Genomic DNA, 16925 nt, shown 5'->3' on the forward strand with positions numbered 1-16925 from the left:
TCAACCGTTTCGTCATGTCTACTCCGCGGGAAGGTGATGAACATCGTGCCAGAGGGGAAGCGCTCGGGGGTGCTCCTAGTGAACACCGGCACGCCTGCCGTGCCCAAGCCCCGCGCCGTGCGGAAATATCTCGCCAAGTTCTTGATGGACAAGCGTATCGCGCCGATGAACCGGGCAGGATGGTGGTTCGTCCTTCATCTGTTCATCCTCCCGAAGCGGGGACGCGCGTCTGCCGAGAAATACCAGAAGATCTGGACCGACGAAGGATCGCCGTTCACCATCGCCCATCAGAAGCTGGAGGCCGGCCTGGGGGCCGCGTTCGAGGACGAGGGGCTGGACGTTGCGGTGCGCTGCGCCATGAGCTACAGCGACCCGTCGGTGCTCGATTGCGTGCGCGAGCTCAAGGGCGCGGGCTGCACGCGTCTCATCGTGCTTCCGCTGTACCCGCAAAGCGCCTACTCGACCACCGGCTCGGTGTCCGACAGCGTGGAGCGCGCGCTCAAGAAGGCGCGTTGGGACGTGCCGTGCGACTTCGTCGACAACTACCACGACGACCCCACCTACATCCGCGCCATCGCTGCGTCCATCGAGCATGCCGGTTTCAAGGTGGACTCTGACGATAAAGTGCTGTTCTCGTACCATTCCATCCCGCTCGTGGACATCGAGGCGGGGGACACCTACGAGCTGCAGACGGGCGCCACCAGCTTGCAGGTGGCCAGCGAGCTGGGCATCGACCGCAACCGCTGGACCATCGGCTACCAGTGCCGTTTCGACAAGGGCCGCGAATGGCTCTCCCCGTACACGCGCGACGTGCTGACGCGCTGGGCGGAAACCGGGGTGGGACGCGTGTTCTTCATCTGCCCGAACTTCGCCGTCGATTGTTTGGAGACGCTCTACGACATCGACCACGAGCTCAAGCCGTTTTATTTCGACCAGATCAAGCAGGCGGGTCGCACGCCCGGTGAGGAAAGCTTCACGTACGTGCCCTGCCTCGACCGCAGCCGCGCGCACCTTCGAGTGCTTTCCGACGTGCTGCGCCCGCATATAGAGGAGGGCTCTCATGACTAATGTGAACGAAGGCGCGGCAAACCCCGCGCAGAAGACCGTGCTTTTGGGCGTGACGGGGTGCATCGCCGCCTACAAATCGTGCGAGATCGTGCGGGGCCTGCAGAAAGCGGGCGTGCGCGTGAAGGTGGTCATGACCGAGCATGCCACCGAGTTCGTGGGACCCACGACGTTCCGTGCGCTTACGCACGAGACGGTGGCCGTGGGCCTGTTCGACGACCCGTCCGACCCCATCCACCACGTGTCGCTCGCGCAGGAGGCCGACGTGTTCCTCATCGCGCCGTGCACCGCGAACGTCATCGCGAAGATCGCGAACGGCATCGCCGACGATCTCTTGACCACCACGGCGCTGGCCACCACCGCGCCGCTCGTCATCGCGCCGGCCATGAACGTGAACATGTACGAGAACGGCGCCACGCGCTACAACATAGGCAAGCTGCATATCCGCGGCGCGCGCTTCATCGACGCAGGCGACGGCTACCTGGCGTGCGGCGACATCGGCAAGGGCCGGTTGGCCGAGGTGGACGACATCGTGTCGGCAACGCTGGACGAGCTGGGCGTGAAGCGCGACCTGGCCGGGCGCAGTGTCATGATCACCGCGGGCCCCACGGTTGAGCCCATCGACCCGGTTCGCTACATCTCGAACCACTCCTCCGGCAAGACCGGCTACGCCCTCGCGCGCGCGGCGGCCCTGCGCGGCGCCGACGTGACGCTAATCTCGGGCCCCGTGTCGCTGGCGGCGCCGCAGGGCGTGCACATGGTGCACGTGAAGACGGCGCGCGACATGTTCGCGGCGGCCGAGGACGCTTTCGAAGACGCCGACATCGCCATCTTCGCGGCAGCGGTGGCGGACATGCGTCCGCGCGAGGCGGCCGGGCATAAGCTGAAGAAGGGCATCGCCGACGCCGAGCTGGGCACCATCGACCTCGTCGAGAACCCGGACATCCTGGCCACGCTGGGCGAGCGCAAGGAGCAGCAGGTGGTGGTGGGCTTCGCCGCCGAGACGAACGACGTGGTGGCGAACGCCGAGAAGAAGCTCGTATCCAAGCACGCCGATCTGGTGGTCGCTAACGAAGTGGGAGGCGGTCGCGCGTTCGGTGCCGACGACAACGTGGTATGGTTCGTGGACGATCAGGACGTCGAGGAGCTTCCCCGCATGTCCAAGACCCGTCTCGCCGACGAGATTCTCAACAAGGCCATGCAGTTCCTGGCGTAGCGAAGTGCGATGGACGGGGCTGAACGCCTTCGGCTTTCCCCGGGCTTGAAGAAGATATAAATTTCTTCTTGCAAAGCCGGCAGGTTACCGTTAAGATAGTCAACGCTGTTTGGGAAGCTCGCAAGAGCAACCGGGCGAGCACAACGGGTTGTGGCGCAGTTTGGTAGCGCACTTGACTGGGGGTCAAGGGGTCGCAGGTTCAAATCCTGTCAACCCGACCAGCAACTTAGAGCAGGTCATCGGAGAAACCGGTGGCCTGCTTTTTTATGCTCAGCGGCGTGAACGCATCCCATCGGAAGCGTTGACGCTTCCGATGGGATGCGTGGCGACTTGTGGTCATCGTGTGACGAACGCTGAGAAGGCCGGATAGCAATCGGTGAACGGTAGGCGCGATAATCCTGCATGAAACGCACCTTACGATTCTGTTTTCTGCATGGTGCGCGCAGGGGGTTCCAAAATTGGCGGCGAGCGGTCTGATGCGTGCGTTACCGTTGGTTGGAAATCTTCGCGTAAACGTTTTGTGCATCTGCACAAAACGTTATACTACAGCCCTCCGAATACGGAGCGCTCCTTAAGGAGCGTACAGCGAAGCCCCCAAAAGGAGGATACGATCAATGGCTGATAACGTAGTATTGGCTCGTAACACGGACGAGGCCCCTCAGAACGACCGTTTTGCGCAGACCGTGGCGTTCTCGCACTACAACAACATCTCGGCTCAGCTCCCCATCGACCCGGAGACCGGCGCCATCGTCGAGGGCGGCATCTTCGAGCAGGCCGAGCAGTGCTTCGAGAACCTCGAGGCCATCGTCGAGAGCATCGACCACTCGCTGAACGACGTCGCGAGGATCACCGTCTTCGTGCGCGACATCCGCGACATGGACGTGGTCGACGAGGTGTACCGCGCCTTCTTCACCACGTATCTTCCTGCCCGCACGGTTATGGCTGTTGCGGCGCTGCCCATGGACGCGCTCGTGCAGGTGGAGGCGCTCATCACCAACGGTGAGGGCACCATCCCGAACGAGCCCCAGGCCGGCGACCTCGTCAAGTACGTGAACAACACGCACAACGCTCCTTACGACGCCCTGTCCACGCAGACCGTGGCGTTCTCGCACTACAACAACATCTCGGCTCAGCTCCCCATCGACCCCGTGTCGAACCAGATCGTGGTCGGCGGCGTCGCCGAGCAGGCCGCTCAGTGCCTCAAGAACATCAAGGCTGTCCTCACGAGCATCGACGTCCCGTTCGATGACATCGTGAAGGTCACCGTCTTCCTGAAGAACCTCTCCGACATCGATGCCGTGAACGAAGTGTACACGCGCTTCTTCCCCGATTCGGGCATCGCCCGCGCCGTGGCCTACATGCCGGCCCGCACCGTGGTCGAGGTTGCCGAGCTGCCGATGCACGCGCTCGTGCAGATCGAGGCCGTCGTGTCGCACGGCGACGGCACCCCGCCGCAGGAAGTGGAGGCCCGTCACGGCCTGATCATCGAGGCCAACGACACGGACGCTGCTCCGGTGAGCCCGCTGTCCTCGCAGAGCGTCGCGTTCTCGCACTACAACAACATCTCGGCGCAGCTGGGCGTCGACGCCGCGTCGGGCAAGCTCGTCGCTGGCGGCGTTGCCGAGCAGGCCGAGCAGGCATGCAAGAACATCAAGGCCATCATCGAGAACGTCGGCCACGTGATGGAAGACGCCGTCAAGGTGAACGTCTACCTGAAGAACATCGACGACCTCGCTGCCGTCGAGGACGTGTGCGCCCGCTACTTCACCGGCACCCCTGCGTTCCGCGCCGTCGGCACCGCTGCGCTGCCCATGGACGCGCTCGTGCAGATCGACGCCATCTTCGGCAACGCCGAGGGCACCCCGCCGATCAAGTAGCTCGCCTGAGCATCGGATGAACGAAAAGGCTGGAGATCGATCTCCAGCCTTTTTTTGCGTCGAGAATACATGCTTCCGTCGGCGCAGTCCTCGTGGCCGCGACCTTGCCCTTGCCTGGACATCATCATCGCTCCGAAAACACGCCTCGTGCGCTGAGGCGTGTTTTCGGAGCGATGATGATGTCCGTCGGCGTCACGCCGCTCACGGGGCGGCATCCAACCGACTACAGGCTGCATACGGCTTTCTGGTCAGGCTGTTCTAAGCGCAACGCTCGTCTATCCTCGTCAGCATCACCTATGAGCTTCGAGGAAAGGAACTGCTATGAGCATCATCGTATGGATCATCATCGGCGGCTTGGCCGGTTGGATCGCGAACATGATCATGAAGACGGACGGCAGCCTCGTCAAGAACATCGTGACGGGCATCGTCGGTGCGCTGATCGGCGGTTTCGTCATGAGCTTCTTCGGCGCCGCGGGATTCACCGGGTTCAACCTCTGGTCGTTCTTGGTGGCGTTGATAGGCTCGATCATTCTCATCGCCGTCATCAACCTGCTGACCGGCAAGCGCGCCTAGCGACGTTGTGCGCACGAGCCGAAAGCGGGGCGGCGGTCCTCTTTCGGGACGAAGCGGCCGGGATCGAACGTTCCCGGCCGCTTCGCGTTTTTCACGGCATCGGGATTTCAACGCCTCCGACCGTGACGGACTTCACCTGGTCGAGGTCGAGGATCTTGTCGAACATAAGGTCCGCGCGGCGTTTGGTGGCTCCTCCATCGTTCATGGCGCCGACAGACGGTACGTCGATAGACGAGCCGTTTCGCAGATTCACCGTTATGGGAACGTCGATGCCTGCGGAGCCTCTGCGCTTTCCCGTTTCTTCATCTTTCGTCAGGAGTGGCTCGTCTGCTGTGTATTCGACCACGATGGCGATGGGGGAGAGGACTACGGAGTCGATTGCGACGTCGATGCCGTCGAGCTTCGTCCTTTGCCCGGCGCTCAGTTCAATCGATGCGTCCTCGTAGTTGAGCGGGAAGCTCATGTCCCAAGATCCTTCGATGACCGTCTGGAGGGACGGGAGAGTGGTTTTGCCGTCTGCCGTCATTTCTCCCGTCGCCAAATCTCCTAGTTCGACGTGCATGATCTTGCCTATGAACGAGTCGCCTCCTATGAACGAAGTCATCTTCACGATGCATTGCACGGAGTTGTCGGAAGGATCGGCGTCGTAGAAGCAGTATTCCGGGCCTACTTTGGTGTTTCCCACTCTGAACAGCTGTGCACCAGTGAAGACCGTCGTAAACGACTTGTCCAAAATCGTATCGACGCCCTCGATCGGCATGCCGTCGGTTCGGGCGATACTGAACACCGCAACGCAGTGTTCGTTGTCGCCGATCACCGCATCTGCTGTGATCGCAACACCGTTCGAAACGGCACTTGCGCCGATTGGGCGGCCGATCTTGTCGATCACCTCCGTCTGCGACGGTGCGCCCCCAAACAGATCCTCGGCGAAGTCTTCCAAGCTCACGAACGCTCCTGCAAGATACGCCGTGCAGCCTACTGCCAGGGCCAGCACGGCTGCGGCTGCGGCTATCACAAGGGCGCGCGAGCGCCGTGTCGGACGGGGAAGGGGCTCTACGACGGCGGCAACTTCGATGCGCTGCACCATGCGTCGCTTGGCCTCGGGCGAGAACCGCAGCTCGTCGAGGGCTTCCTTGTATTCATCGATCATCGTCCGCTCCTTCCAACAGGGCGCGCAGCTTCTTGCGTCCGCGGCTCAGGCGGGCCGCCACGGCGTCCTCGGTGCCGCCCGTCATGTCCGCGATCTCGCGCGCGGTGTAGCCCTCGTAGTAGTGCAGGTACAGGGCCTCCCGAAACGGCTGCGACAGCTCCATCACCGCTTCGAGTACGGCGCTGTCGGGAACCTCGGGCGCGGCCGCCTCCGCGACGGCGTCGAGCGCCACCGACGTGCGGCGTCGCGCGCTGCGCAACACGTCCTTGCAGGCGTTCGCCGTCGCGCGCACGATCCAGGCGCGCTCGTGCTCGGCGCTCTCGAAGGCGCGATCGGTCTGCAGCAGCTTGATCAGCACGTTCTGGCAGACGTCTTCGGCGTCGTGCGTGGATTTGAGATACGTGTAGCCAAGTCGCAGGATGAGGTCGGCGTACGTCTGCACGAGCCGCTGCGCCTCGGTATCGGGTTGTCGTTTGCGCATAGAGTCCGTTCCTGTCGTTCTTCGGGCAACGCCGTTTCACCTGCAATACGAACGAGCAGGGCGAATCCTGACAGCGCGGGCGAATCTTCTAGGAGAATTCCCAAAAATCCTGGATAAGCTCCTTGCGGTTAGCCCGCTCGGCCTTCTGGAGGATATGGTGTATGTGCACCTTGACGGTGCTCGGCGCAAGATGCATGGATGTGGCGATGTTCTGGTTGTCCTTGCCCAGCAGCACGAGTCGCAGCACCTCGGCCTCGCGCTTCGACAACTGTCGCGCGGCCGCGTAGGCTGCGAGATTCTGGTCGATGAACGTCTCGAGCGATGCGCCTCCCTGCGTGGGCGGTTCGGTACGTCGTAGCGACAGGCTGCGCCACGCGCTCGTGCAGGCGGCGAAGCCGCAACACAGCACGAGCGCGTTCTCAGCGAAGTTGCGCTCGGGGAAGAAGGGCAGCCTCTGACCTGCGATCGCATGCGGGTCGATGACCAGCAGGAACACGACGTTCTCAAGCAGGACGCAGGTGACGAGCGCCCATAGCGCGCCGTACAGAGCACGATGGCGCCGCATGCGAAGCCGTAACACGTCGTCGCGCGTGCCGATGTAGCGGGCGGCGAGGTAGACGAGCATCGCGTACAGCATGGCCTCGCGCATGCTGTAGAACAGGAACATCTGGCCGTTGCCCTCGGGCGCGAGCAGAAGCACGGCGAAGCTTGCCAGCACGAACGCCGCACCCGGGATCCAGCGTACCGCCGGCCTATCCTCCTCCAGATACTCGCACAGCACGAGCCAGAACGATATGAGCGCGCCGCCGCCGACGAGGACGGAAGCGACAGGGCTGCCGATGAAGAAGGGCGAGACGGACGCGTCGGAGGCTCGCTGCATGAGGAAATCGTCCTGGAACACGAGCGCCACATCGAAGAAGTAGAACAGGAACCCGGCGAACGCGTAGCGGTAGGTCTTGTTGCGCGTCACCAGGTACGACGCGAGGCACGTCGCCGCCGTTAGGATGACGGCCAAAAGCACGATGAGCGTGTAGTAGAAAAGACCCAGTCCCAGATCCATGCGCTTCCTCGTTCGCAGTCGCCGGCCTCGCGCCCAAGCGGGCGCACATCTCGAACAGTATAGACGATTCGCCGCAACGCGCCAGATCAAACGGCTCTACACCCGAAATACACCCGCTCCTACCACCAGATTAGGACTGCCCGCGCGCTCGTTCGCGCGACACGATGAAGACAACGTCCGGAACCTGCCGAACGAAACGACGAAGGTAGACGAAAGGGGACAAGCGCATGTCGACGGAAGCCGTACTGCCCACCAGCACCGCCTCGCCCAAGGAAGGCCCGCCTAAGAAGAAGAGGAAGCTCAGCTTCCCCACCGCCTTCACCATCCTGTTCGCGCTCACCATCGTCGCGGTGGCGGCTACATGGTTCGTGCCGGCGGGCCAGTACGCGAAGCTCGCGTACAACGCCGACGCGGGCACGCTTCAGATCACGAGCCCCCAGGGCGCGGTGAGCGAAGAGCCCGCCACGCAGGAGACGCTCGATGCTATCGGCGTGAACATCGGGATCGACCAGTTCACCTCGGGCGCGCTGTCCAAGCCCATCTCGGTTCCCAACACGTACGAGCGCCTGGAGCAGCAGCCCAAAGGCATCGCCGACATCACGGTGAGCATGGTGTCGGGCACGGTGGAGGCCGCCGACATCATGGTGTTCATCCTTGTGCTGGGCGGCCTTATCGGCGTGGTGAACGCGAGCGGCGCGTTCGAGTCGGGCCTCATGGCCCTCACGAAGAAGACGAAGGGCCATGAGTTCCTACTCGTGTTCCTCGTGAGCGCCCTCATGGTCCTCGGCGGAACCACGTGCGGTCTCGAAGAAGAGGCCGTCGCCTTCTATCCCATCCTCGTGCCTATATTCCTGGCGCTCGGCTACGATTCCATCATCTGCGTCGGCGCCATTTTCCTGGCAGGTTCCATGGGCACGACGTTCTCCACCATCAATCCGTTCTCGGTGGTCATCGCCTCGAACGCCGCGGGCGTGAACTTCACGCAGGGCATCGAATGGCGTATCGCGGGATGCGTCGTGGGCGCCATCGTGGTCATCGCGTATTTGTACTGGTACAGCCGCAAGATCAAGGCGAACCCGGCGTTCTCCTACACCTACGAGGATCGCGAGAAGTTCGCCAAACTGTACAACGTGGAGGCGGGGGAGACGAAGGAGGCGCGCGCGACCGGCTTCACGCTTAAGAAGAAGGCAATCCTCGTGCTGTTCGTGGCGGCGTTCCCCATCATGGTGTGGGGCGTCGTGAGCCAGGGCTGGTGGTTCCCGCAGATGGCAGCCTCGTTCCTGGCCATCGCGATCATCATCATGTTCCTGTCGGGCATCGCCGAGAAGAAGGTGGTGGATGCGTTCATCCACGGAGCGTCAAGCCTGGTGGGCGTGTCGCTCATTATCGGGCTCGCGCGCGGCATCAACCTGATCATGGAGCAGGGGCTCATCTCCGACACGCTGCTGTTCTGGTCGTCGGGGCTCGTGCATGGCATGACCGGACCTGTCTTCATCCTGGTCATGATGCTGATCTTCTTCCTGCTGGGCTTCGTGGTGCCGTCGTCGTCGGGTTTGGCCGTGCTGTCCATGCCTATCATGGCGCCGCTGGCCGACACCGTGGGCATCCCGCGCTCGGTGGTGGTGTGCGCCTACCAGTGGGGCCAATACGCCATGCTGTACCTCGCGCCCACCGGCCTCGTGCTGGCCACGCTCACGATGCTGGACATGAAGTACTCCAAGTGGCTCAAGTTCGTGTGGCCTATGGTGCTGTTCGTGCTCATCTTCGGCGGCATCCTGCTGGTCGCCCAAGTCCTCGTCTACGGCGCCGCCTGATCTGCTGGTTGTTCTCGGCAGGCGGCTTGCGTATACTGGCAAGGATCGGGATGACCCGATCCTTGCCAGGTGTCGAGCCCCTCGCAGGCTGCTCCGCCGCAAGCCCGTCTGCCGGGACAACCCGGGAAACCATCGAGCATGCGGCCCATCCGACGGCCCGCTTCGCGCGGCGCCGAGCGGCGGGCCGCATGCTCGCGCACGTATGGAGCGAAGAATCATGCACGGAACCGAAGAGGCTGTGGACGGCGAGGGCGTCGTCGCCGAGATCGCACCGAAGTCGAGAAGCGATCGGAAGATCGACCGTTTGGGCACTGAGAGCACCTTCAAGCTGCTTCTGGAGTTCTCCATCCCGGCGGTGGCGGGCATGCTCGTGCAGATGCTGTACAACGTCATCGATGCGGTATACGTGGGACATGCGGTAGGCGCCGACGGCCTGGCCGCCACCACGGTCGCGAATCCCATGATGACGGCCATGGTGGCCGTGGCCATGCTCGTGGGCGTGGGCGGCAACGCGCTGGCGGCGATCAAGCTGGGCGAGCGCAAGAAGGGCGTGGCGGAACGCGTGATGGGCAACAGCTTCGTGCTGCTGCTGATCGCCACGGCGGTGCTGTGGGGCATCGCCATCTTCGCGCTCGAGCCCATCCTTCGCTACTCGGGCGCCGACGGCTCCGTGCTGCCGCTCGCGCTCGACTTCATGACGGTGATCGTGGCAGGCTGCCCGCTGCAGTTCATCGCGTTCGGCATGAACAACTTCATCCGCACGGCAGGGCACCCCAACCGAGCGCTGGGCTCCATGCTCGTCGGAACGGGCGCGAACGTGGTGCTGGGCTACCTGTTCATCATCGTGCTCGACGGCGGCATGCGCGGCGCCGGGCTGGCCACCGTGTGCTCATGGGCGCTGTCGGCTCTGTTCGTGATGCAGTTCTTCCTCAAGAAGGGCTCACCCATGCCTTTGCGCCGTCCGTCGCTGTCGCTCGACCCGCGCATCGCGCTGCGCGTCTGCGCCCTCGGAATCGCTCCGTGCGTCACGCAACTGGGCTTCGCCGTGTCGTCTTTGATAGAGAACAACCTGTTGGTGCTGTACGGTGCCGCCGATGCGCTCGGCGTGGACGGAGCGCTTGCGGTGATGCGCGTGCTGTCGGCCGTAGGCCTGTTCACGTTCATGCCGGCCATGGGCATCGCCATGGGGGCGCAACCTATCGTGGGCTACAACTACGGCGCTCGCGCTTACGGCCGCATGAAGCTCGTGCTCGTGCAGGCCATAGTGCTGGGCATCGCCATCACGACGCCTTTGTGGGCAACGGTCGTCCTCGCACCCGACCTGTACGCGCACTTGTTCGGCTTGCCCGAGATATATATGAAGGAAACGGCTTGGGCGCTTGTGCTGTACCTCATGTTCATTCCCATCCTGCCTATTCAGACCATCGGCTCGAACTACTTCGACGCCACAGGCCAGGCGGCGAAAGCGACCGTGCTCACGCTCACGCGCCAGATCCTGTTCCTTATTCCGCTGCTCGTGTTCTGCCCGCTCGTTCTGCCGCAGGTGCTGCCCATCACGGCGCTTGAGAGCGTGTGGCTGGCGCCCTCGATATCCGATATAACATCCACGCTCATCGTAAGCGGTTTTCTCGCCTTCGAATGGCGGCGCCTGCGCGCTGCGGAAGCGGGGGAGGGCTCGAATGGCCTCCATCGAGCCTAGCGGCTCGAGCCGTTCCCTCGTGTTTTGTGTGCGTGCACAATGAAATAACGGTCGGGTAACGGAGAAGAAGCGGCTCGTCAATGCGAAACCGTTTGCCTTCAACGTCTCGCCGCTGATCGAATCCGTGTTCGCCGTTGGCTCCCTTTTACCGAGCAATCGCCTCCGGAGGGGCCATGTCATCCGACCGTTTACTTTTCTCTGGTAGAGTGGCCTGGCGGGCGATATCGCTCGCTTTTATTGTTCAAGTGCAATCGGTAAAGGTAAAGGGGGAAGCTACGTGGCTATGCTCGGGTTTTTAATCCTTTTCCCGCTGGTTGTTGCCGGCGTTCTGCTTGTCGTGCGCAACAACCGAGCGAGAAACGTGATTGTGGGAGCCTCCGCGCTCGTCATCGGGTTAGCGTCGGTGTGGCTCGTCGTGTCCTATCTGGGAGCTCCGTGGATAACGTATGATTTCTACTCCCCGGTGGTCGACTACGTCTGCATGGCCGTCAGCGTGCTCATCGCTGCCGCCATCTTGTACTTCGGCATCAAGTACAAGAACCTGTGGGCTTGCGTGCTCGCAGCCGTCCAGGTGGTCGGCTCGCTTGTGTTCGAGTTCGGTTTCGCCCACGACGTCCTCGTGACCGAAGGGCTGTACCTCGACTCGCTGTCGCTGCTCATGGCTTTCATCATCGGCGTCATCGGCTCCGGCATCTGCGTGTACGCTCTCGGTTACATGGAAGACTTCCAGGCGCACGAGCCGGAAGGCGCGAAGGACCGCCGGCCGACGTTCTTCGCCCTCATGTTCGTCTTTCTGGCGGCCATGTTCCTCATCGTGTTCTCGAACAACATGCTGTGGCTGTTCACCGGCTGGGAGATCACCACGGTGTGCTCCTTCCTCCTCATCGGCTTCACCCGTACCGAGGAGGCCATCAAGAACGCCTTCCGCCAGATCATCATGAACCTGCTGGGCGGCATCGCCTTCCTGGCGGCTCTGTACGTCATGGCCATCCAGTTCAACACGCTGTCGTTCCTCGAGTTCCTGCAGATCGGCATCGCCAACCCCGGCATGGTCGTGCTGCCGGTCACGGCGCTCGCGTTCGCCGGCCTCACCAAGGCTGCGCAGATGCCGTTCCACACGTGGCTCCTCGGCGCCATGGTGGCGCCCACTCCCACGTCCGCGCTGCTGCACTCTTCGACCATGGTGAAGGCGGGCGTCTTCTTGCTCATCAAGCTGGCGCCCATCATGATGGCGTGTCCCGTTCCGTCCGTCATGGTCATCCTCGTTGGCGGCCTCACGTTCTTGTTCTGCTCGTTCATGGCCATCTCGCAGTCGAACGCCAAGCGCGTGCTGGCGTACTCCACCATCGCGAACCTCGGCTTGATCGTGGCCTGTGCGGGCGTTGGCACGCCCGAGGCGGTCTGGGCCGCGGCCTTCCTCGTGCTGTTCCACGCTATCGCGAAGTCGCTGCTGTTCCTGTGCGTCGGCACCGCCGAGCACCATATCGGCAGCCGCGACATCGAGGACATGGACCTGTTGTTCGAGCGCATGCCGCGTCTCGCCCGCTTCATGATGCTGGGTATCCTGTGCATGTTCATCGCCCCGTTCGGCATGCTGCTGGCCAAGTGGGCCACGCTCGTCTCCTTCGCGGATACCGGTCAGGTGGCGCTCATCGTGCTTCTGGCGTTCGGCTCCGCGGCCACGTTCATGTTCTGGGCGAAGTGGCTGGGCAAGCTTTCCGGCATCGCCGCTCGTCCCGAGAACGTCGAGGCCAAGGTGCATTCCAGCGAGTGGGTGGCCATCATGGTCATGGCCGTGCTCGTCATCCTGTGCTGCATTGGACTGCCCATCATCTCGTGGGCTGTGGTGGAACCGTACATCTACAGCGTGTTCGGCACCGTGGGCCAGGACATCTCGTCGTCCAACCTGTGGATCGCCTCCATCCTGTCGGCGTTCATCGCCGTGGTTCTGTTCGCCGGACTCGGCCGCTCGAAGGCCAAGAAGGTCGACATCTACCTGGCAGGCGTGAGCCGCGACAACGCCGAGCGCACGTTCTCCAACTCGCTGTCGGGCGAGTCCACCGCATCGGCGCGCAACTGGTACCTCGAGGGCATCTTCGGCGAGAAGCGCTTGTCGCCGTTCGGCACCGCGTGCTGCACCGTCATCATCGTGATCGCATTCGCGGCGGCGGCCGTGGGCGTTCCGGGATTGTTCTAGGAAAGGGTGTGATCTGACATGACAATGCTCTTCGCTCTTATCGGCACCCTCGTCTTCGCCATCGTCGCGCCGGTTCTGGGATGCCTGCTCGCCGGTCTCGACCGCAAGATCTCGGCTCGTATGCAGGGTCGCGTGGGACCCCCGCTGTTGCAGCCGTACTACGATGTCCGCAAGCTCATCGAGAAGGACAACGTGTCGGTGAACTCCACCGAGGGCACCTACATCACGTGCGCCCTCGTGTTCACCCTCATCGCCGGCGGCATCTTCTTCTCCGGCGGCAACCTGCTGATGAGCGTGTTCGTGATCACGCTGTCGGGCCTGTTCTTCATCGTGGCCGCGTACTCCACGCGCTCGCCGTACGCCGAGATCGGCGCGAACCGCGAGACGCTGCAGGTCATGGCGTACGAGCCCATGGTGCTGTTCATGGCCGTGGCGTTCTACATGGCGGCCGGAACCTTCAACTCCGCAGGCGTGTTCTTCCTCGACGCGCCCGTAGTGACCAATATCTGGCTCGTATTCCTGGGCTTTTTGTTCGTGCTCACCATCAAGCTGCGCAAGTCGCCGTTCGACCTGTCGTACTCGCATCATGCGCATCAGGAGATCGTCAAGGGCATCACCACCGAGATGAGCGGCAAGACGCTGGCGAAGGTGGAGATCATGCACTGGTGCGAGAACGTGCTGTTCCTCGGCTGGACCGCGCTGTTCTTCCTTTGGGGCAACCCGCTGTCCATCGTGCTGGCGCTCGTGGTAGTGGTGCTCGTGTACTTCCTTGAGATCTGGATCGACAACAACTTCGCTCGCGTGAAGTGGCAGGCCCTGCTGGCATCGGCGTGGGGCGTGGCCCTCGTCGCGGGCGGCGTGAACATCGCGTTCTTGGCCTACCTGTAAAGGAGCTGCACCTATGACGTATGCAACCAAATCACCGTGGGTCATCCACTACGACGGTTCCAGCTGCAACGGCTGCGACATCGAAGTGCTGGCCGCGCTGTGCCCCGGGTTCGATGTGGAGCGCTTCGGCATCATCAACACGGGCAACCCCAAGCACGCCGACATCTTCCTCGTCACGGGCAGCGTGAACGAGCAGAACATCGGCGTGGTCCAGGAGATCTACAACCAGATGGTCGAGCCGAAGGTGGTCATCGCGTGCGGCATCTGCGCATGCTCGGCCGGCATCTTCCACGACTGCTACAACGTGATCGGCGGCGTCGACCAGGCCATCCCCGTGGACGTGTACGCGCCCGGCTGCGCCGTGCGTCCCGAAGCCATCATCGATGCGGTCGTGCAGGGACTCGGAATCCTGGAAGAAAAATCGAAAGCCCTGCAGGCGCAAAAGAAAGGGGCGTGAGAAACGTGACCCTGCAATCGGAATTCATCCCGCTCACCATCGAGGGCCTGCCGGCGCTCGCAGCGGAAAAGAAGGCGGAAGGCGCGCGCTTCGTGCAGATGCTGTGCGTGAACACCGAGGAAGGCATCGATCTCGTGTACTCGTTCATGAAGGACGGCGTGCTGACGAACCATGAGATCAAAGGCGTGAAGAAGGGCACGACCGTACCCAGCGTCACCGATCAGTTCCTGGCGGCGTTCGTGTTCGAGAACGAGGCGCACGATCTGTTCGGCGTGGACATCGAGGGCATCGCCATCGACTTCGGCGGCAACTTCTACGCGCTCGCGCAGAAAGAGCCCATGACCATCATCTCGCCGGAGCAGAAGGCGGCTCGCGAGAAGGCGAGGAAGGTGGCCGAGGCGAAAGCCGCCAAGGAGCGCGCTGCGAAGGCCGCGGAGGCCTCGTACGTGGCGAGCCATCCCGAGGCGAAGTCCAAGCCGACAGGCGACGTCATCAAGCCTTCGGGCTCCGACGACCTGGACGCGCGCCTGGCCGGCGTGGATCCCGAGAAGGTCGCCCGCGTCAAGGCGGCCATCGCCGCGAAGGCCAAGAAGGAGGCTGCGGCGAAGCAGGCGGCCGCCGATGAGAAGATCGCGAACCTCGACCCTGAGAAAGCAGCCAAGGTGAAGGCCGCTTTGGAAGCCAAGGCCGCGCGCGAAGCGGCGAAGACGGAAACAGAAAAGGAAGGTGAGTAGCATGGGAAAGGCGACCGTCATCCCGTTCGGCCCCCAACATCCGGTGCTGCCCGAGCCTTTGCACCTCGATCTCGTGGTGGAGGACGAGACCGTCATCGAGGCGGTTCCGCAGATCGGCTTCATCCACCGCGGCCTCGAGAAGCTCGTGGAGACGCGCGATTACAACCAGTTCATCTACGTGGCCGAGCGTATCTGCGGCATCTGCGCGTTCGGGCATTCCATGGGCTACGCCGAGACCGTCGAGAAGCTCATGGGCGTCGAGATCCCCGAGCGCGCCGAGTACCTGCGCGTCATCTGGCACGAGCTTTCGCGTATCCACTCCCACGTGCTGTGGATGGGACTCGCGGCCGACGCATTCGGTTTCGAGAGCCTGTTCATGCACTGCTGGCGTTTGCGCGAGCGCGTGCTGGACATCTTCGAGAAGACCACCGGCGGGCGCGTCATTTTCTCGGTCGTCAAGGTGGGCGGCGTGGTCCGCGACATCGATGACGCGCAGTTCGCCGAGATGAAGCGCGTGCTGGAGGGCATCAAGGACGAATACCGCCAGCTGTGCAACGCGTTCCTCAAAGACAGCTCGGTGAAGAACCGCACCGTTGGCGTGGGCTATATCAGCCATGAGGATGCGCTGGCCCAGAGCATGGTGGGTCCGTTCGCGCGCGCCTCCAACGTGAACTACGACGCGCGCATGCTGGGCAACGGCGGCTACGGCTTCCTGTCCGACTTCCAGCCTGTCCTCGACGGCCAAGGCGACTGCTACGCTCGCGTGAAGGTGCGCGCGCTCGAGGTGCTGCAGTCCATCGATATCATCGAGGAGATGATCGCCAAGATCCCCGCCGGCGACATCGCCGTCGACGTGAAGGGCTCCCCTGCGGCCGGTGCCGAGGCCGCCAACGTGGTGGAGCAGCCTCGCGGCGAATGCTACTACTATGCGCGCGGCAACGGGTCGAAGTTCCTCGACCGCATGCGCATGCGCACGCCGACGTCGCAGAACCTGGCCGGCATGGCCACGGCGCTCGCCGGGTGCGACCTGGCCGACGTCAACATGATCGTGCTCACCATCGACCCCTGCATCAGCTGCACGGAAAGGTAGGAGGACCATGGGAAGCTTCAAGCTGGGAAAAATGACCCTTGGGGGCCTGTTCAAGAAGCCCGAGACGCTCATGTACCCCGTCGAGACGAAAACCCCTCCCGCGGGTCTCAAGGGCCATGTGGTGAACGACGTTGACCGATGCATCCTGTGCGGCATCTGCCAGAAGCGCTGCCCCTGCGCCGCAATCGTAGTGGACAAGCCGGCGCGCACCTGGACCATCGACCGCTTCCGCTGCGTGCAGTGCGGCAGCTGCGTGCGCGAATGCCCGAAGGACTGCCTGACCATGGAGCCCACGTACACGCCGCCGGCGACGAGCAAGCACGTCGACTCCTTCGAGGTTCCGGAGACCAAGAAAACGGCGTAAGGCGAGTCCCGTCGGAACTGCGAAGACCCGGGAGCCCTGACGGTTCCCGGGTCTTCTTTCGTTTCCGGCCCCGGGGATACAGTTCCTCATGCACGCTTTTGTCAACCAGGTGCGGGCATATGGATCCCTTTCGCTTGACAAAAGCGTGCATGAACCAAACGAACGCGCCAGAGGGGAACTCTCTGGCCGTCGTCGCGCGAGGTGCGCGGGCGAATGGAAATCCCGTTGAAGACGTGAACAAGGACGGGGTTCTGGGGAAA

General features: G+C 62.9%; 15 protein-coding genes and 1 tRNA gene. 13 read left to right on the forward strand and 3 right to left on the reverse strand.

Annotated features, from left to right (window positions below; translation table 11 throughout):
* The first annotated feature begins 36 nt into the window (after window positions 1-36).
* From hemH to ELEN_RS07825, 5 genes are all read left to right on the forward strand, one after another.
* Complete coding sequence (hemH, locus tag ELEN_RS07805; protein WP_015760634.1) at window positions 37-1068, forward strand: ferrochelatase; 1032 nt, start codon at window positions 37-39, stop codon at window positions 1066-1068.
* Complete coding sequence (gene coaBC, locus ELEN_RS07810) at window positions 1061-2281, forward strand: bifunctional phosphopantothenoylcysteine decarboxylase/phosphopantothenate--cysteine ligase CoaBC (protein WP_015760635.1); 1221 nt, start codon at window positions 1061-1063, stop codon at window positions 2279-2281. The genes hemH and coaBC overlap by 8 nt, the downstream gene beginning before the upstream one ends.
* A 144-nt stretch (window positions 2282-2425) precedes the next feature.
* A tRNA-Pro gene (locus ELEN_RS07815) sits at window positions 2426-2502 on the forward strand.
* Between the two features lie 393 nt (window positions 2503-2895).
* Window positions 2896-4158, forward strand: a complete 1263-nt coding sequence (locus tag ELEN_RS07820; RefSeq protein WP_009608606.1) for a RidA family protein — start codon at window positions 2896-2898, stop codon at window positions 4156-4158.
* A gap of 321 nt (window positions 4159-4479) precedes the next feature.
* Complete coding sequence (locus tag ELEN_RS07825; protein ID WP_009306972.1) at window positions 4480-4731, forward strand: GlsB/YeaQ/YmgE family stress response membrane protein; 252 nt, start codon at window positions 4480-4482, stop codon at window positions 4729-4731.
* A 91-nt stretch (window positions 4732-4822) separates the two neighbouring features.
* On the opposite strand, the gene ELEN_RS07830 is transcribed toward ELEN_RS07825, so the two are convergent.
* From ELEN_RS07830 to ELEN_RS07840, 3 genes are all read right to left on the reverse strand, one after another.
* Complete coding sequence (locus ELEN_RS07830) at window positions 4823-5881, reverse strand: DUF4179 domain-containing protein (RefSeq protein WP_015760636.1); 1059 nt, start codon at window positions 5879-5881, stop codon at window positions 4823-4825.
* Window positions 5871-6362 carry an RNA polymerase sigma factor gene (locus ELEN_RS07835; RefSeq protein WP_009306974.1) on the reverse strand — a complete coding sequence of 164 codons (492 nt, stop codon included), beginning with the start codon at window positions 6360-6362 and terminating at the stop codon, window positions 5871-5873. The genes ELEN_RS07830 and ELEN_RS07835 overlap by 11 nt, the downstream gene beginning before the upstream one ends.
* An 88-nt stretch (window positions 6363-6450) precedes the next feature.
* Window positions 6451-7422, reverse strand: coding sequence for a helix-turn-helix transcriptional regulator (locus ELEN_RS07840; protein ID WP_015760637.1), 972 nt, complete (start codon window positions 7420-7422; stop codon window positions 6451-6453).
* A 227-nt stretch (window positions 7423-7649) separates the two neighbouring features.
* Here ELEN_RS07840 and ELEN_RS07845 point away from each other — a divergent pair, with 227 nt between their 5' ends.
* From ELEN_RS07845 to ELEN_RS07880, 8 genes are all read left to right on the forward strand, one after another.
* A complete protein-coding gene (locus ELEN_RS07845) occupies window positions 7650-9236 on the forward strand; it encodes a YfcC family protein (protein WP_015760638.1) in 1587 nt (528 codons plus the stop codon).
* Window positions 9237-9453: 217 nt separating this feature from the next.
* Complete coding sequence (locus tag ELEN_RS07850) at window positions 9454-10935, forward strand: MATE family efflux transporter (RefSeq protein ID WP_015760639.1); 1482 nt, start codon at window positions 9454-9456, stop codon at window positions 10933-10935.
* Between the two features lie 283 nt (window positions 10936-11218).
* The gene (locus ELEN_RS07855) at window positions 11219-13132 is read left to right on the forward strand and encodes an NADH-quinone oxidoreductase subunit 5 family protein (RefSeq protein ID WP_009306978.1); all 1914 of its coding nucleotides are present in this window, start codon (window positions 11219-11221) and stop codon (window positions 13130-13132) included.
* Window positions 13133-13150: 18 nt separating this feature from the next.
* Entirely contained in the window at window positions 13151-14020 is an 870-nt protein-coding gene (locus ELEN_RS07860; RefSeq protein WP_009306979.1) for a complex I subunit 1 family protein, read from the forward strand.
* A gap of 13 nt (window positions 14021-14033) precedes the next feature.
* A complete protein-coding gene (locus ELEN_RS07865; protein WP_009306980.1) occupies window positions 14034-14477 on the forward strand; it encodes an NADH-quinone oxidoreductase subunit B family protein in 444 nt (147 codons plus the stop codon).
* Entirely contained in the window at window positions 14474-15211 is a 738-nt protein-coding gene (locus tag ELEN_RS07870) for an NADH-quinone oxidoreductase subunit C (protein ID WP_015760640.1), read from the forward strand. Before ELEN_RS07865 ends, ELEN_RS07870 begins: the two co-directional genes overlap by 4 nt.
* Window position 15212: 1 nt before the next feature.
* Window positions 15213-16301, forward strand: coding sequence for a hydrogenase large subunit (locus ELEN_RS07875; protein ID WP_015760641.1), 1089 nt, complete (start codon window positions 15213-15215; stop codon window positions 16299-16301).
* Between the two features lie 7 nt (window positions 16302-16308).
* Window positions 16309-16665: a 4Fe-4S binding protein gene (locus tag ELEN_RS07880; protein ID WP_009306983.1), complete on the forward strand. Its 357-nt coding sequence runs from the start codon at window positions 16309-16311 to the stop codon at window positions 16663-16665.
* Window positions 16666-16925: the final 260 nt, after the last annotated feature.

This window comes from Eggerthella lenta DSM 2243 (genome assembly GCF_000024265.1).
Classification (GTDB): Bacteria; Actinomycetota; Coriobacteriia; order Coriobacteriales; family Eggerthellaceae; genus Eggerthella; species Eggerthella lenta.